The following is a 23,727-nucleotide window of genomic DNA, read 5'->3' as shown; positions in this document are numbered from 1 at the left end:
TCGGCCTCGTGCGGAGCTCACGGGCCCCGGCGGTCAGCTCATGGTCAGTTCATGGTGCCCAGGTGGTGCACCCGCACCATGTTGGTGGTGCCGGGGACGCCGGGGGGCGAACCTGCCGTGATCACCACGACGTCGCCCGTGCTGAAGCGGTTGAGCTTGACCAGTTCCTGGTCCACCAGGTCGACCATCTCGTCGGTGCTGTTCACGAACGGCACCACGTACGGCTCCACGCCCCAGCTCAGCGCCATCTGGTTGCGGGTGCCCTCGTCGGTGGTGAAGGCGATGATCGGCTGCTGCGCGCGGTAGCGCGACAGGCGGCGGGCGGTGTCGCCGGACTGGGTGAAGGCCACCAGGCCGCGGCCGCCGAGGAAGTCGGCGATCTCGCAGGCGGCACGGGCCACCGAACCGCCCTGCGTGCGCGGCTTCTTGCCCGGCACGAGCGGCTGCAGGCCCTTGGACATCAGCTCCTGCTCGGCCGCGGTGACGATCTTCGACATCGTCTTGACGGTCTCGATCGGGTACGCGCCCACGCTCGACTCGGCGGAGAGCATGACCGCGTCGGCGCCGTCCAGGATCGCGTTGGCCACGTCGGAGGCCTCGGCGCGGGTCGGACGGGAGTTGGTGATCATCGACTCCATCATCTGGGTCGCCACGATCACCGGCTTGGCGTTGCGCCGGCACAGCTCGATCAGGCGCTTCTGCACCATGGGGACCTTCTCGAGCGGGTACTCGACGGCCAGGTCACCGCGGGCGACCATGACACCGTCGAACGCCATCACGACGTCCTCCATGTTCTGCACCGCCTGCGGCTTCTCCACCTTGGCGATGACCGGGACGCGGCGCCCCTCCTCGTCCATGACGCGGTGCACGTCCTGGACGTCCTTGGCGTCCCGGACGAACGACAGCGCGACCAGGTCGCAGCCCATGCGGAGGGCGAAGCGCAGGTCCTCGATGTCCTTCTCCGACAGGGCGGGCACGTTGACGGCCGCGCCGGGCAGGTTGATGCCCTTGTGGTCGGAGATGACGCCGCCCTCGATGACGATCGTCTTCACCCGGGGGCCCTCGACCTCGGTGACCTTCAGCTCGACGTTGCCGTCGTTGATGAGGACCTGGTCGCCCTTGTTGACGTCGCCGGGCAGGCCCTTGTAGGTCGTCCCGCAGATCGTCTTGTCGCCGGGGACGTCCTCGGTGGTGATGGTGAACTCGTCACCGCGCACCAGCTCCACGGGACCCTCGGCGAAGGTCTCCAGACGGATCTTCGGGCCCTGGAGGTCGGCGAGGACACCGACGGCCCGGCCGGTCTCCTTGGCGGCGGCCCGGACCCGGTCGTACCGGCCCTGGTGCTCGGCGTGCGAGCCGTGGCTGAAGTTGAAGCGGGCCACGTTCATGCCGGCTTCGATCAGCGCGACAAGCTGATCGTGGGAGTCGACCGCGGGGCCGAGAGTACAGACGATTTTCGAACGGCGCATGGGGGCGATCCTATCGGTTTGTTTCCCAGCGGAATATTCCGTCTGGCGGAAAATACAAAAGGGCGGGATGCCGCTCAGGTGTGATTCCCCGAACCATTTACCAGCGCGTAGGTCTGTGTCGCGATCTCCAATTCCTCGTCGGTCGGGACCACCGCCACCGCCACCCGGGCGCCCTCGGGCGAGATCAGCCGCGCGTCGTCGCCGCGTACGGCGTTGCGCTCGGCATCCACCGCGAGGCCCAGCCCCTCCAGGCCCGCCAGGGCGGCCTCGCGCACCGGGGCCGCGTTCTCGCCGACACCCGCGGTGAAGACGACCGCGTCCACCCGTCCGAGCACGGCGTAATAGGCGCCGATGTACTTCTTCAGCCGGTGAATGTAGATGTCGAACGCCAGCTTGGCGCGCTCGTCGCCCGCGTCCACGCGGCGGCGGATCTCCCTCATGTCGTTGTCGCCGCACAGACCGATCAGACCGCTCTTCTTGTTGAGGAGAGTGTCGATCTCGTCGGCGGACATTCCACCAACACGCATCAAATGGAAGATGACGGCCGGGTCCATGTCTCCGGAGCGCGTACCCATCACGAGCCCCTCCAAAGGCGTCAGTCCCATGGAGGTGTCCACACAGCGGCCGCCCCGCACGGCCGACGCCGACGCCCCGTTGCCCAGGTGCAGCACGATCACGTTCACCTCGGACGGGTCCTTGCCCAGCAGTTCGGCCGTGGCCCGGGAGACGTAGGCGTGGGAGGTGCCGTGGAAGCCGTAGCGGCGGACGCGGTGCGCGTCGGCCGTCTCGACGTCGATCGCGTACCGGGCGGCCGGCTCCGGCATCGTGGTGTGGAAGGCCGTGTCGAAGACGGCGACCTGCGGCAGGTCGGGCCGCAGTGCCTGCGCCGTGCGGATGCCGGTGAGGTTGGCCGGGTTGTGCAGCGGGGCCACCGGGATGAGCCGCTCGATCTCGGCGAGCACCGCGTCGTCGACGACGGTCGGCTCGGTGAAGGACTTGCCGCCGTGCACCACCCGGTGCCCGATCGCGGCCAGCTCGGGCGAGTCAAGGCCCAGGCCGTCCCTGGCCAGCTCCTCGGCCACGGCCTTCAGGGCGGCGTCGTGGTCGGCGATCGCCCCGCCGCGCTCGCGGCTCTCCCCGCCGGCCGGGGTGTGCTTGAGCCGGGAGGTCTGCTCGCCGATGCGCTCGACCAGGCCCATCGCCAGCCGGCTGCTGTCGCGCATGTCGAGCAGCTGGTACTTCACCGACGAGGAACCGGAGTTGAGGACGAGGACACGGGTCGGGCTCACTGGGCTGCCTTCTCGCTCGGGGACGGGGTCTGGGCCTGGATCGCCGTGATGGCGACGGTGTTGACGATGTCCTGGACGAGGGCGCCCCGGGACAGGTCGTTGACCGGCTTGCGCAGGCCCTGCAGCACCGGCCCGACGGCGATCGCGCCGGCCGAGCGCTGCACGGCCTTGTAGGTGTTGTTGCCGGTGTTCAGGTCGGGGAAGATCAGCACGCTCGCCTGCCCGGCGACCTCCGAGCCGGGCAGTTTGGTCGCCGCGACCGAGGGTTCCACGGCGGCGTCGTACTGGATCGGGCCCTCGATCTTCAGGTCGGGCCGGCGCGAGCGGACCAGCTCGGTGGCCTCGCGCACCTTGTCGACGTCGGCGCCCGAGCCGGACGTGCCGGTGGAGTACGACAGCATGGCGATCCGCGGCCGCACGCCGAACCGCGCTGCCGTGGTCGCCGACTGGACGGCGATGTCGGCGAGCTGCTCGGCGTCCGGGTCGGGGTTGACCGCGCAGTCGCCGTAGACGAGGACCTTGTCGGCCAGGCACATGAAGAACACCGACGAGACGATGTCCGCGTCCGGCTTGGTCTTGATGATCTCGAAGGCCGGGCGGATCGTCGCGGCCGTGGAGTGCACCGAGCCCGACACCATGCCGTCGGCGAGACCCTCCTGGACCATCAGCGTGCCGAAGTAGTTCACGTCCGAGACGACGTCGTAGGCCAGCTCCACCGTGACGCCCCGGTGGGCGCGCAGGGCCGCGTACTTCTCGGCGAAACCGTCCCGCAGCTCGGAGGTGGCCGGGTCGATCAGCTGCGTCTCGCCGAGGTCCACGCCGAGGTCGGCGGCCTTCTTGCGGATCTGGTCGACCGGGCCGAGCAGGGTCAGCTCGCACACGCCCCGGCGCAGCAGCACCTCGGCGGCGTGCAGCACGCGCTCCTCGGTGCCCTCGGGCAGCACGACCCGGCGCAGGTCGCTGCGGGCCTGCTCCAGCAGCTTGTGCTCGAACATCATCGGCGTGACCCGGTCGCTGCTCGGCGCGGAGACGCGGCGCGCCAGGTCGCCGGTGTCGGCGTAGCGCTCGAACAGGCCGAGGGCCCGCTCCGCCTTGCGCGGGGTGGCCGCGTTGAGCTTGCCCTCCAGGGAGAACAGCTGCTCGGCGGTGGGGAAGCTGTTGCCGGTCACGGACAGCACGGGGGTGCCGGGCGCGAGACGGTCGGCGAGGGTGAGGATGTCCGTGCCGGGCACCTCGTTCAGGGTGAGCAGGACACCGGCGATCGGCGGGGTGCCGGCGCTGTGCGCGGCGAGCGCGCCGACGACCAGGTCCGCCCGGTCGCCCGGGGTGACGACGAGGCAGCCCGGGGTGAGGGCGCCGAGGAAGTTCGGCAGCATCGCACCGCCGAAGACGAAGCCGAGCACGTCCCGGGCGAGCCCGGAGTCGTCGCCCAGCACCACCTTCGCGCCGAGGGCGTGGCTGATCTGCGAGACGGTCGGCGCGGACAGGGCCGGCTCGTCGGGCAGGACGTAACAGGGCACCGGGAGCCGGGAGTCCAGCTGGCGGGCGATCTCGTCGCGGTCCTCGCGGGCGACCCGGTTGGCGACCATGGCCAGGACGTCGCAGCCGAGGGTGTCGTAGGCGCGGTAGGCGTTGCGCGTCTCGGCCAGCACCGACTCCACCGTCTGCTTGCGGCCGCCGACGACCGGGAGCACGGAGGCGCCGAACTCGTTGGCCAGCCGGGCGTTGAGCGACAGCTCGTCCGGGAGCTGGGTGCCGGCGTAGTCGGTGCCGAGGACCAGGACGACGTCGAAGTCGCGGGCGACCCGGTGGAAGCGGTCGACGAGCGTGGACACCAGCTCGTCCGTGCCCGCCTCGGCCTGGAGGGCGGACGCCTCGTGGTAGTCCATGCCGTACACGGTCGCCGGGTCCTGGGTGAGCCGGTAACGGGCGCGCAGCAGCTCGAAGAGGCGGTCCGGCCCGTCGTGGACCAGGGGACGGAAGACGCCCACCCGGTCGACCTGCCGGGTGAGGAGTTCCATGACCCCCAGTTCGACGACCTGGCGGCCGTCACCGCGGTCGATGCCGGTCACGTACACGCTGCGGGTCACGCGAGCTCTCCGTTTCGTTCCGAATGGGGGTGCTCATCAGCCCACGGCTGTCCAGCCAGGGGCACAAAAATCGCCCACCGAGGTGAGCAGAACCCTCTTGACAATACCTCTGTCGCTATATAAGGCGCCCGTCAGGCCGGGGTGCCACGGCGTTCTCCGGAGCGTGAAAGAATCGGCAGTGGCTCACCGGTGTCAACAGCGAGCAGGAGACACAGCACGATGCGTATCGGAGTTCTCACCGCAGGCGGCGACTGCCCCGGCCTGAACGCCGTGATCCGGTCGGTCGTGCACCGGGCGGTCGACAACTACGGGGACGAGGTCATCGGCTTCGAGGACGGCTACGCGGGCCTCCTCGACGGCCGCTACCGCACCCTCGACCTGGAGTCCGTCAGCGGCATCCTGGCCCGCGGCGGCACCATCCTCGGGTCGTCCCGGCTGGAGCGCGACCGGCTGCGCGAGGCCTGCGAGAACGCCTCCGACATGATCCACCAGTTCGGCATCGACGCCCTCATCCCGATCGGCGGCGAGGGCACGCTGACGGCGGCCCGCATGCTGTCCGACGCGGGCCTGCCCGTGGTGGGCGTCCCGAAGACGATCGACAACGACATCTCCTCCACCGACCGCACCTTCGGCTTCGACACCGCGGTCGGTGTCGCCACCGAGGCGATGGACCGGCTGAAGACCACCGCCGAGTCCCACCAGCGTGTGATGGTCGTGGAGGTCATGGGCCGGCACGCGGGCTGGATCGCGCTGGAGTCCGGCATGGCCGCCGGCGCGCACGGGATCTGCCTGCCGGAGCGGCCCTTCGACCCGGCCGACCTGGTGAAGATGGTCGAGGAGCGCTTCGCCCGCGGCAAGAAGTTCGCGGTGGTCTGCGTCGCCGAGGGCGCCCACCCGGCCGACGGCACCATGGACTACGGCAAGGGCGCCATAGACAAGTTCGGTCACGAGCGCTTCCAGGGCATCGGCACGGCCCTCGCCCACGAGCTGGAGCGACGGCTCGGCAAGGAGGCCAAGCCGGTCATCCTCGGCCACGTCCAGCGCGGTGGTACGCCGACCGCGTACGACCGGGTGCTCGCCACCCGGTTCGGCTGGCACGCGGTGGAGGCCGCGCACCAGGGCCGGTTCGGCCACATGACCGCGCTGCGCGGGACGGACATCGTGATGGTGCCGCTCGCCGAGGCCGTGACCGAGCTGAAGACCGTGCCGAAGGACCGCATGGACGAGGCCGAGTCGGTCTTCTAGGCCGTTGGTCCTCCCGGCTGCTGGGCGCCCTCCCGGCCGGGGTCGTCCCGGAGCTTCGCCCAGAAGTGCTCCACGATCCGGTCGAGGAAGTCCTGGCCGGCGCCGCCCGCGTCACCGGCGCCGCCACCCCAGCTGAGGGTGGCGGCCATGTGCCCCTGGTACTCCTCGTGCAGGCTCCGCAGTGCGCCCTCCAGAAACCGCCGGTCCAGGGGCACGAGCCGGGCCACCGGGCGCACGTACGCCTGCCAGCGGGTGGTCGCGGCGCTGCGCAGCAGCTCGCCGAGGCGGGCGTCGCGGCCCGTGACCGTGACGACGTCGGGCAGGCCGAGGCCGAGCAGGTCCGCCAGCGCCGCGGACTGGCGCTCGGTGCCGCGCCAGCTGTCCGTCTCCTCCATGCGCAGATAGGCGTGCACGTCGTGCCCGACGGCCCGGGCCACGTCCTCGGGGGCCAGGCAGCGGGCGATGCGGTGCTCGCGCAGGGTGCGCGGTCTGCCGATCAGCTCGGCCGGGGAGCACCACAACACGCCGGCCAGAGCGGTCAGTTCGGAGTTGCTCGGGGCCGCGATCCCGCGCTCCCAGGCGATCACGTGATCCGGGGAGACGTGCGGGTGCCCGTAGGACACACGCATGCCGTGGGCGACGTGCTCGGGGGCCATGCCGAGGGCCGCGCGCAGCCGGCGGGCGGCGGGGGCGTTGAAGGGCGGACTCGTGGTCGTGGGGGAGGGCTCGCTCGGGCTGGGTGAAGGTCGGCGCACGCGCCACAAGCTAGGGGCGCGGGGCTGCGGCGACTACGGTCGGTTCGGCCAGGATCACGGATTGTAGGAAGCTACGGCTACCGGCGGGTTCGCCGGGGCCGGGGGGTCGCCTGTGCGGCGGACGGACGTGCGGGCGGGGCGGCGTCCGGTGCGGCGGCCGCGGCAGCCCGAGCGGCCATGGCTCCCGCGAACGGCACGCTCAGCGGGCATATGCGCGCGCCGGCGGCGCGGAGGCGCCTTGCCCGGAGGTCCCGTGCGGGGCGCCGTGGGCGTCGCTCAACCGGGCGGCTGTCGAAACCGTGTGCCTCACTGTCTGTCGCCCGGCAGGGCGGATCCGGGGAGGATTCCGCGGCGCGATCCGTACGGTCCGCTGTCTCGGCGGGGCACCTTCCCCGCAGATCGATGATCGCCGGACCATTGACCCCGGCTGTTCACCCACCTAGCCTCCATCTGCATACGTAGACGTCGTGTGCTGACCTCTCCGTCATCGAGGCAGGAAGGGCACCTGATGGGCATCGGGCAGCAGCCGACCGTCACGGCCTACGCCGTCTACCCCGTCGCCGGCCGGGACAGCATGGAGCTGAACCTGTCCGGCGCGCACGGGCCGTACTTCACCCGCAACGTCGTCGTGCTCACCGACTCCGAGGGGAGGACCGGGCTCGGGGAGGTGCCCGGAGGGGAGGCCATCACGCGCACCCTGCGGGACGCCGAGCCGCTGGTCGTCGGGGCGAGGGTCGGGGATCACAAGCGGGTGCTGCGGGAGATCGGGGAGCGGTTCGCCGACCGGGACGCGGGCGGGCGTGGTGCCCAGACCTTCGACCAGCGGACCACCGTCCACACGGTGACGGCGGTCGAGTCGGCGCTGCTGGACCTGCTCGGGCAGCACCTCGACGTGCCGGTCGCCGCGCTGCTGGGCGACGGGCAGCAGCGGGAGTCCGTGCGGGTGCTGGGCTATCTGTTCTACGTGGGCGACGCGGACCGGACCGACCTGGAGTACGTGCGCGAGCCCGGCTCCCAGGTCGACTGGTACCGGGTGCGGCACGAGGAGGCGCTGACGCCCGAGGCGATCGTCCGGCAGGCCGAGGCTGCGTACGCGCTGTACGGCTTCCGGGACTTCAAGCTCAAGGGGGGTGTGCTGGAGGGGGCCGAGGAGGTCGCGGCCGTCCGGGCGCTCAAGCGGCGCTTCCCCGGCGCCCGGATCACCCTCGACCCCAACGGCGCCTGGTCGCTGCGCGAGGCGGTCGCGCTGTGCCGGCCGCTGGTGGGGACCCTGGCCTACGCCGAGGATCCGTGCGGGGCGGAGGAGGGCTACTCGGGGCGGGAGGTCCTCGCGGAGTTCCGCCGGGCGACCGGGCTGCCGACGGCGACCAACATGGTCGCGACGGACTGGCGGCAGCTGGCGCACGCGCTGGCTCTGCAGTCGGTGTCCATCCCGCTGGCCGACCCGCACTTCTGGACGATGCAGGGGTCGGTGCGGGTGGCTCAGCTGTGTCACGCGACAGGGCTGACGTGGGGGTGCCACTCCAACAACCACTTCGACATCTCGCTGGCGATGGTGACGCACTGCGGGGCGGCGGCGCCGGGGGAGTACAACGCCCTGGACACGCACTGGATCTGGCAGGAAGGGCTGGAGCGGCTCACGGTGGAGCCGCCGCGGATCGTGGACGGGCAGGTCGCGGTCCCGGACGGGCCGGGGCTGGGCGTGACGCTCGACCGGGACCGGCTGCTGGCGGCGCACGAGCTGTACCGGGAGAAGGCGCTGGGGGCGCGGGACGACACGGTGGCGATGCGGTACCTGGTCCCGGGATGGACGTTCGACGCGAAGCGGCCGTGTCTCGTGCGGTGACCGCCCGGAACGGCACCCGTGCCGGGGGGGGCGCCCCGCGGTCAGCGGGACGTCACCTCCAGGACCGCCTTCCCGCGGATCCGGCGTCCGCGCAGTGCCTCGGCCGCCTCGTCGAACCGGTCCCAGGAGCCCTGCCAGCCGGTCTCGACGGTGAGGGCTCCCTCGGCGGCCAGCCCGGCGAGGACGGCCAAGTCCGCGCCCGCGGCCGAGTCGATGACGAAGGAGGACAGCGACTTGGCCGGGCCGACGGTCGCGTACGGCGGGAAGACCGCCGGTTCTCCCGAGGTCCAGCCGACGCTCTGGACGCTGCCGCCGGGCGCGAGCAGGTCCCAGGCGGCGACCAGCTGGGGGCCGCCGACGCTGTCGATGACGATGTCCACCGGCTCGCGCAGCCCTTCCAGCCCGGTCAGCACCTCGTCGGCGCCGGCCCCGGCCAGCCCTTCGGCGCGGGCGGCCGAGCCCACGGACGCGATCACCTGGGCCCCGGCCCGGGCCGCGAGCTGGACGGCGAACCGCCCGACCCCACCGGACGCCCCGGTGACCAGCACCCGCTTGCCGGGCCCGAGTCCGGCGGCCCGCAGCGAACGCAGGGCCGCCACTCCGGCGACCGGCAGGGCCGCCGCCTTCGCCGGATCCAGACCCCGGGGCACCTCCGCGAGGGCGGCCACGTCCACCGCGACGCGTGCGGCGAACGCCCCGGAGGTCAGGGCCACCACCGGTGTGCCGGCCCCCGGCCCGGTCCCGTCGGCCGCGGCCCGGACGACCACGCCGGCGGCGTCCGACCCGAGCACCGCCCCCACCGGGACGCGACCGGAACGGGCGTCGTTGAGGTCGCCGTGGTTCAGCGAGGCGTGCGAGACCTCCACCAGGACCTGACCGGGTCCGGGCTCGGGCTCGGGGACCCGGCCCAGACGGACGGCGGCGGGCGCGGCCGGATCGACGACCAGAGCGCTCACGGACATGTCTCCCCCTTCGGTCGATCGCGACGGCCGTCACGATCACGACGTGCAACAGCCGGAGCCCCCGGTCGCTTCCCGGCCCCGCTCAGCCCTTGACCGCACCGCCCAGGGCGAAGCCGCCGCCCAGGCGTTTCGCGACCAGGACGTACAGGAGGACGACCGGCGTCGAGTACACGACGGAGAACGCCGCGAGCCGCTCGTACGCGGCAGTTGCGAGGCGGCGAAGAAGGGGATCGTGCCGTGCACGGTGTCGAAGAGGTCGACCCGCACGAAGAGCGCGTGGACGGGCACCATGATCGCCGTGATGGGCAGGCTGGTGGCGAAGAGGATCGTCAGCAGGAACGGCCGGTTGAAGCGGGAGCGGAATCGGCCGGCTGATGGGCCGTCACTGGCCGGTGACCCAGCGGTACTGCAACTCCGGCCGCCCGACGGTGCCGTACTGCGGGCGGCGGGCCGCGCGGCCCGCCTCGACGAGGTGCTCCAGGTAACGGCGGGCGGTGATGCGGGAGATGCCCACGCTCTCGGCCACGCCCGCCGCCGTCAGGCCCTCCGCGCTGTCGCGCAGGGTGAGCGTGACGCGCTCCAGCGTCGGCGCGCTCAGGCCCTTGGGCAGGGCGGCCGGGCCCGGGGCGCGCAGGGCGGCGAGCGCCCGGTCCACCTCGTCCTGGCCGCTGGCCTCGCCGACCGCCGCGTGGAACTCGGCGTACCGCACCAGCCGGTCGCGCAGGGTCGCGAAGGTGAACGGCTTCAGGACGTACTGCACGACGCCGAGCGAGACGCCCTCGCGCACCACGGCCAGGTCGCGGGCCGACGTCACCGCTATCACGTCGGCGTGGTGCCCGGCCGCGCGCAGAGAACGGGCCAGTTGCAGCCCGTGCACATCGGGCAGGTGCAGGTCCAGCAGGAGCAGGTCGACGGGGGTGCGCTCCAGGGCCCGGCGGGCCTCCGCGCCCGTGTGGGCCTTGCCGACGGCGACGAAGCCGGGCACCCGGCCGACGTAGAGGACGTGCGCGTCGGCCGCGACCGGGTCGTCCTCCACGACCAGGACGCGGATGGCCTGCTGTCTCGTCGGGTCGCTCGTCATGCGTCGCCTCCAGAGGCCTTGGACGTCGGTCCCCCGGTCCGGGGCGCGGGCCCCGCGGACAGCGGGAGCGCGGCGGCCGGGTCCGCCGGTGCCGAACCGTCCCGGGTGGGGTCGCCGGGCGTCGCGCCCGCCGCCCGGCTCAGCGGCAGCCGTACCTCGAACTGTGCCCCGCCGCCGTCGGCCTCCGCCACCGCCAGCGTCCCGCCGTGCCGGTGCGCCGCCTGCCGGACCAGGGCCAGGCCCAGCCCCCGCCCGCCCGGCCCCGCCGGCTTGGTCGAGAAGCCCCGCTGGAAGACGGCCTCGGCGTGCTCGGGGTCCACGCCGGGGCCCGTGTCCGACACCCGCAGCACCAGCTCCGGGCGGCCGCCCGCGGTCTCGGTGTACGCGGCCACCGTCACCCGGGCCCGCACGCTGCCCTGCGCCGCGTCCACGGCGTTGTCGATCAGGTTGCCCAGGATGGTCACCAGGTCCCGCGCCGGCAGGGACTCCGGCAACAGTCCGTCGTCGAGGCTGCTGTCCTCCGACACCACCAGTTCCACGCCCCGCTCGTTGGCCTGGGCGGTCTTGCCCAGCAGCAGCGCGGCCAGCACCGGCTCGCTCACCGCCGCCACGACCTGGTCGGTCAGCGCCTGTGCCAGCTCCAGCTCGGCCGTCGCGAACTCCACCGCTTCCTCCGCCCGGCCCAGCTCGATCAGCGAGACGACCGTGTGCAGCCGGTTCGCCGCCTCGTGCGCCTGCGAGCGCAGCGCCTGGGTGAAGCCCCGCTCGGAGTCCAACTCGCCCATGAGCGACTGGAGTTCGGTGACATCACGCAGGGTCACGACCGTACCGCGCCGCTCCCCGCCCGACACCGGCGAGGTGTTGATCACCAGGACCCGGGAGGCCGTCAGATGCACCTCGTCCACCCGCGGCTCCGAGGCCAGCAGCGCCCCCGTCAGCGGGGCGGGCAGCCCCAGCTGGGCCACCGACCGGCCCACCACGTCCCCGGCCACGCCGAGCAGCTCCCGTCCCCCGTCGTTGATCAACGCCACACGGTACTGCCCGTCCAGCATCAGCAGCCCCTCGCGCACCGCGTGCAGGGCGGCCTGGTGGTAGTCGTGCATCCGGCTCAGCTCGGCCGCGTTCATCCCGTGGGTGTGCCGGCGCAGCCGGGCGTTGATGACGTACGTGCCGACCGCGCCCAGCACCAGCGCGCCGGCCGCGACGCCGAGCAGGGCCGTGAGCTGCTCCTGGACCCGCTGCGTGATCTCCTCGACCCGGATGCCGGCGCTCACCAGGCCGACCACGCGCGAACCGTCCTGGATCGGCGTGACCGCCCGGACGGACGGGCCGAGCGTGCCGGTGTAGGTCTCGGTGAAGGTCCGGCCGCGCAGCGCCTTGTCGGTGTGGCCCTGGAAGGTCTGGCCGATCTGCCTCGGGTCCGGGTGCGTCCAGCGGATGCCTCGCGGATCCATGATCGTGATGAAGTCGACCTCCGTGTCCCGCATCACCCGCAGCGCGTAGGGCTGCAGCTCGGCGGTCGGGTCGGGGGTGCGGGTCGCCGCCAGCACGGACGGGGAGTCGGCGACGGACCGCGCCACCGCCCTGGCCTGGCGCGCCGCGGCCTCCTCGGCCTGGCTGCGGTCGCTGACGTAGGTGAACAGCGCGTATCCGGCCACGACGACCGCTATCAGCACGGCCTGCATGGCGAAGAGCTGGCCCGCCAGGCTGCGGGGTCGGGGGACGGTGAGGCGCATGCCGTCAGTCTGCCTGGTGGCCGATTGTGAACTAAATGAACGGAAGGGTGACCGCGCTCACAGGGGACGACATAGTCACGGCATTCCCCATCACGCATCTCCGGGAGCCCCGCTCCCTGTTTCTCGCGGTTCCCCGGAGGTGCCCGGAGTTTTCCCGGACGTGAGCCGCACGCCGGTGATGCCGACGACGTCGTCAAGGAGGGCCGCCGTGACCAGCGCAGCCGATACGGCACCTGCCGCACCCAAGGCCAAGCGGGACCGCACGCACTATCTCTACATCGCGGTGATCATCGCCGTCGCCGCCGGTATCGCGGTGGGTCTGGCCGCACCGGACTTCGCGGTCGAGCTGAAGCCCATCGGCACGGGCTTCGTGAACCTGATCAAGATGATGATCTCGCCGATCATCTTCTGCACGATCGTGCTGGGCATCGGCTCGGTGCGCAAGGCCGCCAAGGTCGGCGCCGTCGGCGGTATCGCGCTCGGCTACTTCATGGTGATGTCGCTGGTCGCCCTGAGCATCGGCCTGGTCGTCGGCAACATCCTGGAGCCGGGCACGGGTCTGGCGGTGACCGACGCGGTCAAGGACGCCGGTCACGCGCAGGTGGACGCCGAGGCCAAGGACACCACCGAGTTCCTGCTCGGCATCATCCCGACCACGATCGTCTCCGCCTTCACCAACGAGTCGGTGCTGCAGACCCTGCTGATCGCGCTGCTCGCCGGTTTCGCGCTGCAGGGCATGGGCGCGGCCGGACAGCCCATCCTGCGCGGCATCGAGCACATCCAGCGGCTCGTCTTCCGCATCCTCGCCATGGTGATGTGGGCCGCCCCGATCGGTGCCTTCGGCGCCATCGCCGCCGTCACCGGTTCCGCCGGCCTGGACGCGCTCAAGAGCCTCGCCGTGCTGATGCTCGGCTTCTACGTCACCTGCTTCCTCTTCGTCTTCATCGTGCTCGGCGCCCTGCTGCGCGTGATCTCCGGCCTGAACATCCTCACGCTCTTCAAGTACCTGGGCCGTGAGTTCCTGCTGATCCTGTCCACCTCGTCCTCCGAGTCCGCGCTGCCGCGCCTCATCGCGAAGATGGAGCACCTGGGCGTCAGCAAGCCGGTGGTCGGCATCACCGTCCCGACCGGCTACTCCTTCAACCTCGACGGCACCATGATCTACATGACCATGGCCTCGCTGTTCATCGCCGACGCCATGGGCACCCCGATGTCGATCGGCGAGCAGATCCCGCTGCTGCTCTTCCTGCTGGTCGCTTCCAAGGGCGCCGCCGGTGTCACCGGTGCCGGCCTGGCGACCCTGGCCGGTGGTCTGCAGTCGCACAAGCCGGCCCTGGTGGACGGCATCGGCCTGATCGTCGGCATCGACCGCTTCATGAGCGAGGCCCGCGCCCTGACCAACTTCGCCGGCAACGCCGTGGCCACCGTGCTGATCGGCACCTGGACGAAGGAGATCGACAAGGAGCGGGTCAACCAGGTCCTCGCCGGTCAGCTGCCCTTCGACGAGAAGACCCTGCTCGACGACGGGCACGGCGGCCCCGCCTCCGACGACCACGTCGAGGTGCCCGAGCCGGGCGGCGAGAAGGAGCTGGCCAAGGCCTGACGGCCGCGCCGCCCCGGTGAGACCCCGGGCGGCTGGGTGTCCCCCCGTCGCTCAGCCGCCCGGTCCCCACACCGCAGTCATCGCGGAAGAATCAGTCGTTCAGCTCCGCCACCAGCCCGGTGGCGGTCGAGGCGGGCACGCCCGCCGCGGTCAGGATGGTGACCGCGGCGCAGCGGCCCGCCTCTCGCGCTGCCACCAGCCCGTCGTTCACCGCCTCCATCAACGCGACCAGCATCTGCTCGTGCACGTACGCCAGGGCCGGGGCGGGCAGCGGCGAGCTGAAGACGCCTTCGTCGAGGCCGCGCCGCAGCATGCCGGTGGCGGTCTCCCGGACCGGGGCGAGCCGTTCGCGGATGCCCTGCATGGTCACGGTGCGCTGGGCGAGCGCGATCAGCAGCCGGTACCGGTCGGCGATCTCCCACACGGCCAGCACCGAGCGGGCCACCGCCTCCGCCGGGTCCCCGACGCCCTCGCGGCCCGCGGCGTGCGCGGCCGCCAGGGCCTCCACCGCCTCGTCGACGAGGGTGCTGATGAGCGCCTCGCGGTTCGGGAAGTGCCCGTACACCGTGCGCCGGACGACGCCCGCCGCGCGGGCGATCTGGTCCATGGACGCGTCGGGGTCCCGCAGCAGCTCGGCGAGGGCGACGTCGAGGATGCGGCGCCGGTTGGCGTCGGCGCGGCTGGTGCTGCCCGTGGTCATGGACGTCATTGTGCCCCTTCCCCCGTGACTTGCACAGTGCTGTGCAACGACGTAGATTGCACATCGTTGTGTAAATGCACAGCCATGTGCAAATCAGCGAGGAAGGCACCCCTGCCATGCGACTCGTCGTGACCGAACCGGCCGAGAGGACGGGCCACCCCTACCCGCGCCGCTGGTGGGCGCTGCTCGTGCTCTGCCTGAGCCTGCTGATCATCGTGATGGCGAACACCGCCCTCACCGTCGCCGCGCCCGCCATGACCGAGGACCTCGGCCTGTCCAGCGCGGATCTGCAGTGGGTCATCGACGGCTACACCGTCCCGTACGCAGCCCTGATGCTGCTGCTCGGCGCGATCGGCGACAAGTACAGCCGCCGGGGAGCGCTGGTGCTCGGGCTCCTCGTGTTCGGCGGCGGTGCCGTCTCCGGCTACCTCGCCGGCAGCGCCACGGCGGTGATCGCGGCCCGGGCCGTGATGGGCGCCGGCGCCGCCATGATCATGCCCGCCACGCTGTCCCTGCTCGCCGCGACCTTCCCGCGGGCCGAGCGCGCCCGGGCCATCACCCTGTGGACCGCCACGGCCGGACTCGCCATCGCGGCAGGGCCGCTGGTCGCCGGGGCGCTGCTGGAGCGGCACGGCTGGTCGTCCACGTTCCTGATCAACGTCCCCGTCGCCGCGCTGGCCCTCGTCGGCGCGTTCGTCCTGGTCCCGCCGTCCAGGGCCGCCGACCGCGGGCGCATCGACTACGGCGGCGGGCTGCTGTCCGTGGTGTGGATCGCGGCACTGGTCTACATGATCATTGAGGGGCCGCACTTCGGCTGGGGCGCCAAGGCGGTCACGGCCGCGGTCGTCGCGGGGGCCGGACTCGCCGCCTTCGTGGTGTGGGAGCTGCGCCACCCGCGCCCGCTGCTGGACGTGCGCCGCTTCACCGACCGGCGGTTCGCGGGCTCCAACCTCGCCGTCGCCCTGTTCTTCCTGGCCGTCTTCGGGGCCTTCTACTACCTCACGCAGCACCTGCAGTTCGTCCTCGGCTACGACGCCCTGGACACCGGCGTGCGGATGCTGCCGCTGGCGGGCGCCGTGTTCGCCGGCTCGGCCCTCACCGGGTACCTCACGCCCCGGGTCGGCATGAAGTGGACCGTCACGGCCGGCATGGTCGGCGGCACGGCGGCGCTGGCCCTGCTCACCCGGGTCGACTCCGGCTCGGCGTACGGCGACTTCGTGGTGCCCCTGGTCGTCCTCGGCCTCGCGATCGGGCTCGCGCTCTCGCCCTGCACGGACGCGATCATGGGGGCGTTCCCGGAGTCGGAGCTGGGCGTCGGCGGCGCGGTCAACGACACGTCCCTGGAGCTGGGCGGATCGCTCGGCATCGCCGTCCTCGGCTCGCTGCTGGCCACGTCGTACTCCGGTCACCTCTCGGACGCGACGGCCGGCAGCAAGCTGCCCGCGTCGTCACTGGAGACGGCCCAGGACTCCGTCGGGGCCGGGTACGCGGTGGCGCAGGGCATCGGCGACAGGGCGCGGCAGCTGGCCGAGCAGGCCGCCGGTGCGAGCGACCCGCAGCAGGCCGAGCGGCTCAAGGCGCAGGCCGGGCAACTCGCGGACGGAGCGCGGCAGATGGCCGACGCGGTCGGCTCCTCCTTCGCCGACGCGGTCGCCCACACCAGTCTGGTCGGGGCGGTGGTCCTGGGCGCCGGCACGGTGATCGTGGCGCTGCTGCTGCCCGGCCGGGGCGAGCCGGAGACGGAACAGGCCGTCGAGGAGCGGGAGCCGGAGAACGCCGGGGCGCGCTGAGGTGTTGCCTTGACCTCGGCGTCAAGGACTACGTTCGGTGCCATGCGAATCGGCGAGCTGGCCGCACGCGCCGGGACCACCACGCGGACGCTGCGGTACTACGAGGCACGGGGGCTGCTGCCCGCGAGGCGTGCGGACAACGGGTACCGGACGTACGACGAGTGCGATCTGAAGCTGCTGGAGCAGATCCGGACGCTGCAGGACTTCGGGTTCGGCCTGGAGGAGACCCGGCCCTTCGTGGAGTGCCTGCGCGCCGGGCACCCCGAGGGCGACTCCTGTCCGGCGTCCCTCGCGGTCTACCGGCGCAAGCTGGATGAACTCGACGCGTTGATCGGCGAGTTGAGCGCCGTGCGCGACACGGTGGCGCGGCAGCTGGCGCGGGCCGAGCTGAACGCCGAGGCCGAGGCTCCGGGCGGTCCGGAGCCCCGCTGTGAACTGGGGAGGCACCCATGGTGACCGAGGTGACGGACGCCGATTTCGAGGCCGAGGTGATCGGCGCGGACCTGCCGGTCCTGGTGGAGTTCACCGCCGACTGGTGCCCGCCCTGCCGGCAGATGGCGCCGGTACTGAAGGCCCTCGCCTTCGAGGAGGGCGACCGGCTGAAGGTCGTGCAACTGGACGTGGACCACAATCCGCTGACCACCAACGCCTACAAGGTGCTCTCCATGCCGACGTTCCTGGTGTTCCGCGACGGCGAGCCCGTGAAGTCGATGGTGGGCGCGCGGGCCAAGCGGCGGCTGCTGGAGGAGCTGTCCGACGTGCTGTGAACGACGGGCCCGGAGAACGGAAAAAGCCCCCGAGTAATTGGCTCGGGGGCTTTTCTCGCGTATATTGATTCATTCGTGACTTCACATGCGTGACGTCACGGAGAAGTTCAGTGAGCACAGTATATCCGGGCGGGAGTGGAATTGTCAAACACCGAATTTCCGGACGATGAATTGCGCCAGGAACAGGAATTCATCGACGGGTTGTACGCGCGCGTGGACGCGCTGCGCGGCGACGCCGAGACCTCCGTCACGGACGCCCTCGCGCAGGGCAACACCCCCATGCAGGCCAGACTCGAGCGGGACATCCTCGTCGCCGAGCGCTCCGGGCTGCTCGCCGCGCTCAACGCGGTGGACGGCTCCCTGTGCTTCGGCCGGATCGACCTCACCTCGGGCGTCACCCACCACATCGGCCGCATCGGCCTGCGCACCGACGACGCCGAGCGCACGCCCGTCCTGATCGACTGGCGCGCCGACGTCGCCCGCCCCTTCTACCTGGCCACCGGCCACACCCCGATGGGCCTCAGGCGCCGGCGGCACATCGCCACCGAGGGCCGTCGCGTCACCCACCTGCACGACGAGATCCTCGACCTCGGTGACGAGACCCGCACCGGCCACGAGGACCCGACGGGCGACGCCGTGCTGCTCGCCGCGCTGAACTCGGCGCGCACCGGCCGCATGAGCGACATCGTGCAGACCATCCAGGCCGACCAGGACCGCATCATCCGCGCCCCGCACCGCGGCGTCCTGGTGGTGGAAGGCGGCCCGGGCACCGGCAAGACGGCCGTCGCCCTGCACCGCGCCGCCTACCTGCTCTACGAGCACCGCGAGCTGCTGGCCAAGCGGGCCGTGCTGATCGTCGGCCCCAACCCGGCGTTCCTCGGCTACATCGGCGAGGTGCTGCCCTCCCTCGGCGAGACCGGCGTGCTCCTCGCGACCGTCGGCGAGCTGTACCCCGGCGTGAAGGCGACCGGCACCGACACGCCCGAGGCGGCCGCCGTGAAGGGCCGGGCCGGCATGGCCGACGTGCTCGCCGAGGTCGTCCGCAGCCGGCAGGCGCTGCCCGACCCCGTCATCACCGTCGAGCACGACCGCGAGGTCCTCATGCTCGACGACGGCCTGGTCAACGTCGCCCGCGAGCGCACCCGCGCCGCCAAGCTGCCGCACAACGCCGCCCGCGAGCACTTCGAGGGCCACATCCTCAACACCCTCACCGAGCTGTACGCCGAACGCATCGGCACCGACCCCTTCGACGGGTCCAGCCTGCTCGACCCCAGCGACATCATCCAGATCCGCGACGACCTCGCCGAGAACCCCGAAGTGTGGTCCGCGATCGACCGGTTGTGGCCGGTGCTGACCCCGCAGCGGCTCGTCGCGGACTTCCTCGCGGCACCCGAGGAGTTCCTGCCCGCCGAGGACGCCGACGCCGTGCGCCGCCCGGTGACCCGGCACTGGACCGTCGCGGACGTGCCGCTGCTCGACGAGGCCGCCGAACTCCTCGGCGAGGACGACCGGCTGGCCCGGGAGCGCGCCGCGCGCGAGCGGGAGCGGCAGATCGCCTACGCGCAGGGCGTGCTGGACGTGTCGTACGCCTCCCGGACCTACGAGTTCGAGGACAAGGAGGAGGACGACCCCGAGGGCTCCGAGGTGCTGTCCGCGCACGACATCATCGACGCCGAGCGGTTCGCCGAACGGCACGAGGAGGACGACCACCGCAGCGCCGCCGAACGGGCCGCGGCCGACCGCACCTGGGCGTTCGGGCACATCATCGTCGACGAGGCGCAGGAGCTGTCGCCGATGGCGTGGCGGCTGCTGATGCGGCGCAGCCCGACCCGCTCGATGACCCTGGTCGGCGACCCGGCGCAGACCGCGGAGGCCGCCGGGGTCGGCTCCTGGTCGGGCATCCTCGCCCCGTACGTCGAGGACCGCTGGGAGCACACCCGGCTGGGCGTCAACTACCGCACCCCGGCCGAGATCATGGACGTCGCCGCCGCCGTGGTCCGCGCCGAGAACCCGGCGTTCGAACCGCCCAGCTCGGTCCGCTCCACGGGCGTACGCCCCTGGGCCCGGGTCACCGACGACCTGCCCGGCGCCGTCGCCAAGGCGGTCGGGGAGCTCACCCCGGCCGAGGGGCGGCTCGCGGTGATCGCGCCGCGCGACCTCCACCGGGGCATCGCCGCCCGGCTGGACGGCGTGACGGCGGGCGCCGAACCCGACCTCACCCAGACGGTCGTCCTGCTCGATCCGCGCCAGGCCAAGGGCCTGGAGTTCGACTCGGTCCTGGTGGTCGAGCCCGGCCGGTACGGCACCAGCGACCTGTACGTGGCGCTGACCCGGGCCACCCAGCGCCTCGGCGTCCTGCACACCGGGGAGCTGCCCGCGTCCCTGGCGCAGGCACTCGGGTAGCTCTCGATCCGCCTACTGCAGCTGCGACGTCGGATCCCGCAGGGCGTGCCACAGCCCGGCGCCGAGGGGGACGACCGTCAGGGCGAAGAAGACCCAGAACAGGAACTCGGCGCAGGGAACGAGGTCGTGGACGGTGCCGTCCTCCCACACGCAGTAGGCGCGTGGGGGGAAGGCCTCGGAGACCCCCGACACCTCGCCGCCGCCGATGACGCCCTCCTGGAAGGGCTCACGCGGGCAGGGGGCGGTCTCCGGGAACAGGAACGCATCGTCCGCGGCCATGATGTACGCCCAGGTGGCGGCCGAGAGCGGCGCCGCCCAGAACACCGAGGTCCGCACCCACCGGGGCAGCAGCGGATGGGTCAGCAGCCCGCGCAGCGCGACCAGGGCGACCACCAGCCCGGCGAAGACCGGCAGCAGCGTCATGACGCCACGGGCGCCCTGCGCGCCCGCAGCTCGCTCGCGCCGCCGGCGCCGATGGCGAGCAGGGCGGCGGACAGGGCCAGGGCCGCCGTCGCCCCGTTCATCCACCCGTAGTCCGGGTCACTGGCGTAGACGGAACCGTCCTCGCGGACGCAGTCGAAGCGCAGCGGCAGGTAGGAGGACCGGTGGTGGCTCAGCCCCTCGACCGTGGCCGGGTCGAAGCCGTCGCGGCAGGCCGGGGCCGGGACCGAGTTCGCGCCGTCGTTGAAGGCCGACTCCGAGTCCAGCACGGCGAAGAGGCCGAGGCAGTACACGGCGGCGGCCGCCCACGCGGCAGCCGCCGCGGCCCGGCGCATGAGATGCACGGACCACGGCTCGGGGCGCCCGGGCAGCGCCATGGCGAGGGCCCCCGCCGCGGCGACGAGCGCGGCGACGGCACAGAACGCCGAGAGACCGAGACCCACCAGCACGGGCCTCAGCCCTTTCCGGACCGGCGGGGGAGTGGGGTGGCTCGCATGCGGCCACCCCACCACTTCCGCGCAGGACGGGCTGTGACGGAGATCACTCCTGAGGTCACACCCCTGTCACAGGACGGCTAGGCCGGGCGCAGCCAGACCGTCGCCAGCGGCGGCAGGGTCAGGCGGATGCTCGCCGGGCGCCCGTGCCAGGGCTGGGCCTCGGGCTTGACCGGGTCCGGGTTGGTGACGCCGCTGCCGCCGTAGCGGGCCGCGTCGGTGTTCACGGCCTCGTGCCAGGCCGGGATGTCCTCCGGCACACCCAGGCGGTAGTCCGGGCGGACGACCGGCGCGAAGTTCGACACCGCCAGCAGCGGGTTGCCCTCCGGGTCCAGCCGCAGGAACGCGACGACGTTGTCCTCGGCCGCGTCCCCGGCGATCCACTCGAAACCGGCCGGATCCGTGTCCAGCCGCCACAGCGCCGGGGTGGCGCGGTAGACGGCGTTGAGGTCGCGGACCAGGTCCCGCACCCCCCGGTGCTCCGCCTCCGCCCCATAGCCCGGATCCAGCAGCCACCAGTCCGGGCCGTGCGCCTCGGACCACTCCGCGCCCTGTGCGAACTCCTGGCCCATGAACAGCAGTTGCTTGCCCGGGTGGGCCCACATGAAGCCCAGGTAGGAACGGACCCCGGCGCGCTGCTGCCACCAGTCGCCCGGCATCTTCGACACCAGGGACCCCTTGCCGTGCACGACCTCGTCGTGGGAGATCGGCAGGACGTAGTTCTCGCTGTACGCGTACACCATCGAGAACGTCATCTCGTGGTGGTGGTACTTGCGGTGCACCGGCTCGTGGCTCATGTACTGCAGCGAGTCGTGCATCCAGCCCATGTTCCACTTCAGCCCGAACCCGAGCCCGCCGAAGCCGCTCGGGCCCTTGTGGTGGGTGGCGCGGGTGACGCCGTCCCAGGCGGTGGACTCCTCGGCGACCGTCACCACGCCGGGCACCCTGCGGTACACCGTGGCGTTCATCTCCTGCAGGAACGCCACCGCGTCCAGGTTCTCGCGGCCGCCGTGCTCGTTGGGCGTCCACTGGCCCGGCTCGCGCGAGTAGTCGAGGTAGAGCATCGAGGCGACCGCGTCCACCCGCAGCCCGTCGATGTGGAACTCCTCGCACCAGTACACGGCGTTGGCGACGAGGAAGTTGCGCACCTCGTTGCGGCCGAAGTCGAACTCCAGGGTGCCCCAGTCGGGATGCGCGGCCCGCTGCGGGTCCGCGTGCTCGTACAGGGGCCGGCCGTCGAACTCCGCGAGCGCCCAGTCGTCGCGCGGGAAGTGCGCCGGGACCCAGTCCATCAGGACGCCGATCCCGGCCTGGTGCAGCTTGTCGACCAGGTACCGGAAGTCGTCCGGCGTGCCCAGGCGGGCCGTCGGGGCGTAGAAGCCGGTCACCTGGTAGCCCCAGGAGCCACCGAAGGGGTGCTCGGCCACGGGCATCAGCTCCACGTGCGTGAAGCCCAGGTTCTTCACGTAGCCGGGGAGCTGCTCGGCCAGCTGACGGTAGGTCAGCCCCGGTCGCCAGGACGGCAGATGGATCTCGTACACCGAGAACGGCGACTCGTGCGCCGGGGCCTCGGCGCGGCGGGCCAGCCACTCGGCGTCGCCCCACTCGTAGTGCGAGGACGTGATGACCGACGACGTGGCGGGCGGCACCTCGGTGCGGCGGGCCAGGGGATCGGCGCGCATCGTCTTCGAACCGTCGTGCCGGGTGATCTCGAACTTGTACAGCTCGCCCTCGCCGACGTCCGGCAGGAACAGCTCCCACACGCCGGACGAGCCGAGCGAGCGCATGGCGTGCCCGGTGCCGTCCCAGAAGTTGAAGGTGCCGGCCACGCGCACGCCGCGCGCGTTCGGCGCCCACACCGCGAACCGGGTGCCGGTCACGCCCTGGTGCGTCATCGGGTGCGCGCCCAGCGCCGTCCACAGCTCCTCGTGCCGGCCCTCACCGATCAGGTGCAGGTCGAGATCGCCGAGCGTGGGCAGGAAGCGGTAGGCGTCCTCGGTGTCCAGCAGCGTGCCCTCGTACTGCACGAGCAGCCGGTACTCCGGCACCTCGCGCAGCGGCAGCAGCCCGGAGAAGAAGCCCTCCCCGTCGGCGTGCAGCTCCGCCCGCACCTCACCGGCGACGACGGTCACGGACAGGGCGTACGGCCGGAACGCCCGGAAGGCGATGCCGCCGGGCACCGGGTGCGCGCCGAGCACCGAGTGCGGGTCGTGGTGCGTGCCGTTCAGCAGCCGCTCGCGGTCGCCGGCGTCCAGGGCGGGCGAGACGGCGATCTCCATCTCCGGCGGCACGACCTGGCCGGCGGCGCCCTGCTCCGGGGCGCCCGTGCCGGAAGCGGCCGGCGCGACGGAAGCCGTCCTGGCGGGTGCTTTCTTCGCCGCGCTCTTCTTCGCGGCGGTCTTCTTCGCCGCGCTCGTCTTGCCGGCGGCCGCCGCGGTGGTGGCGGCCTTGGCCGCAGCCGCCTTGGTGGTGGCGGCCTTCGCGGCGGTCTTGGTGGCTGCGGCCTTGACAGTGGTCGCCTTGGTGGACGCCGCCTTCGTGGTGCTCGCCTTGGTGGCGGTGGCCTTCTTGGCAGCGGCCTTGGTGGCGGGGGTCTTGGCGGCGGCGGTCTCAGTGCTGGCCGCCTTTGTGCTGGCCGCCTTTGTGGTGGCTGCCTTCGTGGCGGCTGCCTTGGTGGTGGTCGCCTTGGCGGTGGTGGCCGCCTTGGTGGCCGCAGCCTTCTTGGCTGTGGCCTTCTTGGCCGTGACCTTCTCAGCGGCGGCCTTCTTCGCGGTGTCTGACTTCGCGGCCGTGTCCTTGGCCGCCGCCTTCCTGGCGGTGGCCTTCTTGGCGGTGGCCTTCCTGGCGACAGCCGTCTTCGCCGTCGTCTTCGCCGGCGCCGTCTTCTTGGCGGCAGCCTTCTTCGCGGGGGCCGTCCCCTTCTTGGCCGCTGCCTGCTTCGGCACCGCCGTCTTCTGCGCGGCGCTCTTCTTCTGCGCGGCCGTGGGCTGCTCGGGGATCTTCTCCCCGGCCGTCCCCTGGGGACGCGGGCCGCTGGATTCAGGGCGGGGGGTCAC

The 23,727-nt window shown here is 72.3% G+C and carries 18 protein-coding genes and 1 pseudogene; 7 read left to right on the top strand and 12 right to left on the bottom strand.

Features of this window, described 5'->3' with window-relative positions; genetic code table 11:
- Window positions 1-44 precede the first annotated feature (44 nt).
- The 3 genes from pyk to pta form a co-directional block, all read right to left on the bottom strand.
- Window positions 45-1,469 (bottom strand): pyruvate kinase, encoded by a 1,425-nt coding sequence (pyk, locus tag ACF07N_RS06930; RefSeq protein WP_392109351.1) that lies wholly within the window; start codon window positions 1,467-1,469, stop codon window positions 45-47.
- Between the two features lie 74 nt (window positions 1,470-1,543).
- The gene (locus ACF07N_RS06925; protein WP_392109348.1) at window positions 1,544-2,758 is read right to left on the bottom strand and encodes an acetate kinase; all 1,215 of its coding nucleotides are present in this window, start codon (window positions 2,756-2,758) and stop codon (window positions 1,544-1,546) included.
- Window positions 2,755-4,848: a phosphate acetyltransferase gene (gene pta, locus ACF07N_RS06920; RefSeq protein ID WP_392109346.1), complete on the bottom strand. Its 2,094-nt coding sequence runs from the start codon at window positions 4,846-4,848 to the stop codon at window positions 2,755-2,757. Before pta ends, ACF07N_RS06925 begins: the two co-directional genes overlap by 4 nt.
- A gap of 219 nt (window positions 4,849-5,067) precedes the next feature.
- Between pta and ACF07N_RS06915 the strand changes: the two genes are divergently transcribed.
- Complete coding sequence (locus tag ACF07N_RS06915; protein WP_383325329.1) at window positions 5,068-6,093, top strand: ATP-dependent 6-phosphofructokinase; 1,026 nt, start codon at window positions 5,068-5,070, stop codon at window positions 6,091-6,093.
- Here ACF07N_RS06915 and ACF07N_RS06910 read toward each other — a convergent pair.
- Window positions 6,090-6,857 carry a helix-turn-helix domain-containing protein gene (locus ACF07N_RS06910; RefSeq protein WP_383586231.1) on the bottom strand — a complete coding sequence of 256 codons (768 nt, stop codon included), beginning with the start codon at window positions 6,855-6,857 and terminating at the stop codon, window positions 6,090-6,092. The genes ACF07N_RS06915 and ACF07N_RS06910 overlap by 4 nt on opposite strands.
- 499 nt (window positions 6,858-7,356) lie before the next feature.
- On the opposite strand from ACF07N_RS06910, the gene ACF07N_RS06905 reads away from it, so the two are divergent.
- On the top strand, window positions 7,357-8,694 hold the full coding sequence (locus tag ACF07N_RS06905) for an enolase C-terminal domain-like protein (protein ID WP_392109341.1): 1,338 nt from the start codon (window positions 7,357-7,359) through the stop codon (window positions 8,692-8,694).
- A gap of 41 nt (window positions 8,695-8,735) precedes the next feature.
- Here ACF07N_RS06905 and ACF07N_RS06900 read toward each other — a convergent pair whose 3' ends face one another.
- The 4 genes and pseudogenes from ACF07N_RS06900 to ACF07N_RS06885 form a co-directional block, all read right to left on the bottom strand.
- Window positions 8,736-9,656 carry a zinc-binding dehydrogenase gene (locus ACF07N_RS06900; protein WP_392109338.1) on the bottom strand — a complete coding sequence of 307 codons (921 nt, stop codon included), beginning with the start codon at window positions 9,654-9,656 and terminating at the stop codon, window positions 8,736-8,738.
- A gap of 82 nt (window positions 9,657-9,738) precedes the next feature.
- Window positions 9,739-10,106 (bottom strand): annotated as a pseudogene (locus tag ACF07N_RS06895) (hypothetical protein); the annotation flags it as partial.
- Entirely contained in the window at window positions 10,039-10,737 is a 699-nt protein-coding gene (locus ACF07N_RS06890; protein WP_392109335.1) for a response regulator, read from the bottom strand. The pseudogene ACF07N_RS06895 and the gene ACF07N_RS06890, both read right to left, overlap by 68 nt.
- Window positions 10,734-12,473, bottom strand: coding sequence for an ATP-binding protein (locus ACF07N_RS06885; RefSeq protein WP_392109332.1), 1,740 nt, complete (start codon window positions 12,471-12,473; stop codon window positions 10,734-10,736). Before ACF07N_RS06885 ends, ACF07N_RS06890 begins: the two co-directional genes overlap by 4 nt.
- Window positions 12,474-12,681: 208 nt before the next feature.
- Here ACF07N_RS06885 and ACF07N_RS06880 point away from each other — a divergent pair, with 208 nt between their 5' ends.
- Window positions 12,682-14,076: a cation:dicarboxylate symporter family transporter gene (locus tag ACF07N_RS06880; RefSeq protein ID WP_383325346.1), complete on the top strand. Its 1,395-nt coding sequence runs from the start codon at window positions 12,682-12,684 to the stop codon at window positions 14,074-14,076.
- Window positions 14,077-14,167: 91 nt separating this feature from the next.
- Here the strand turns inward: ACF07N_RS06880 and ACF07N_RS06875 are convergent, their stop codons facing one another.
- Window positions 14,168-14,785 carry a TetR/AcrR family transcriptional regulator gene (locus ACF07N_RS06875; protein WP_392109328.1) on the bottom strand — a complete coding sequence of 206 codons (618 nt, stop codon included), beginning with the start codon at window positions 14,783-14,785 and terminating at the stop codon, window positions 14,168-14,170.
- Window positions 14,786-14,892: 107 nt separating this feature from the next.
- Between ACF07N_RS06875 and ACF07N_RS06870 the strand changes: the two genes are divergently transcribed.
- From ACF07N_RS06870 to ACF07N_RS06855, 4 genes are all read left to right on the top strand, one after another.
- A complete protein-coding gene (locus tag ACF07N_RS06870) occupies window positions 14,893-16,566 on the top strand; it encodes a DHA2 family efflux MFS transporter permease subunit (protein ID WP_392109325.1) in 1,674 nt (557 codons plus the stop codon).
- Window positions 16,567-16,608: 42 nt separating this feature from the next.
- Window positions 16,609-17,022 (top strand): MerR family transcriptional regulator, encoded by a 414-nt coding sequence (locus ACF07N_RS06865; protein ID WP_094055854.1) that lies wholly within the window; start codon window positions 16,609-16,611, stop codon window positions 17,020-17,022.
- A complete protein-coding gene (locus tag ACF07N_RS06860; RefSeq protein WP_392109322.1) occupies window positions 17,016-17,333 on the top strand; it encodes a thioredoxin family protein in 318 nt (105 codons plus the stop codon). The genes ACF07N_RS06865 and ACF07N_RS06860 overlap by 7 nt, the downstream gene beginning before the upstream one ends.
- A 171-nt stretch (window positions 17,334-17,504) precedes the next feature.
- A complete protein-coding gene (locus ACF07N_RS06855; RefSeq protein WP_392109319.1) occupies window positions 17,505-19,736 on the top strand; it encodes a HelD family protein in 2,232 nt (743 codons plus the stop codon).
- A gap of 12 nt (window positions 19,737-19,748) precedes the next feature.
- Here ACF07N_RS06855 and ACF07N_RS06850 read toward each other — a convergent pair whose 3' ends face one another.
- The 3 genes from ACF07N_RS06850 to glgB all read right to left on the bottom strand — a co-directional run bounded on the left by ACF07N_RS06850 (window position 19,749) and on the right by glgB (window position 23,727).
- Entirely contained in the window at window positions 19,749-20,159 is a 411-nt protein-coding gene (locus tag ACF07N_RS06850) for a hypothetical protein (protein WP_392109317.1), read from the bottom strand.
- On the bottom strand, window positions 20,156-20,626 hold the full coding sequence (locus ACF07N_RS06845) for a hypothetical protein (RefSeq protein WP_392109314.1): 471 nt from the start codon (window positions 20,624-20,626) through the stop codon (window positions 20,156-20,158). Before ACF07N_RS06845 ends, ACF07N_RS06850 begins: the two co-directional genes overlap by 4 nt.
- Before the next feature lie 125 nt (window positions 20,627-20,751).
- On the bottom strand, window positions 20,752-23,727 hold the full coding sequence (glgB, locus tag ACF07N_RS06840; protein WP_392109311.1) for a 1,4-alpha-glucan branching enzyme: 2,976 nt from the start codon (window positions 23,725-23,727) through the stop codon (window positions 20,752-20,754).

The organism is Streptomyces sp. NPDC015242 (assembly GCF_043079125.1).
Taxonomy (GTDB): domain Bacteria; phylum Actinomycetota; class Actinomycetes; order Streptomycetales; family Streptomycetaceae; genus Streptomyces.
The sequence above is the reverse complement of the archived record's forward strand: the minus strand, read 5'-3'. Positions and strand labels throughout refer to the sequence as shown.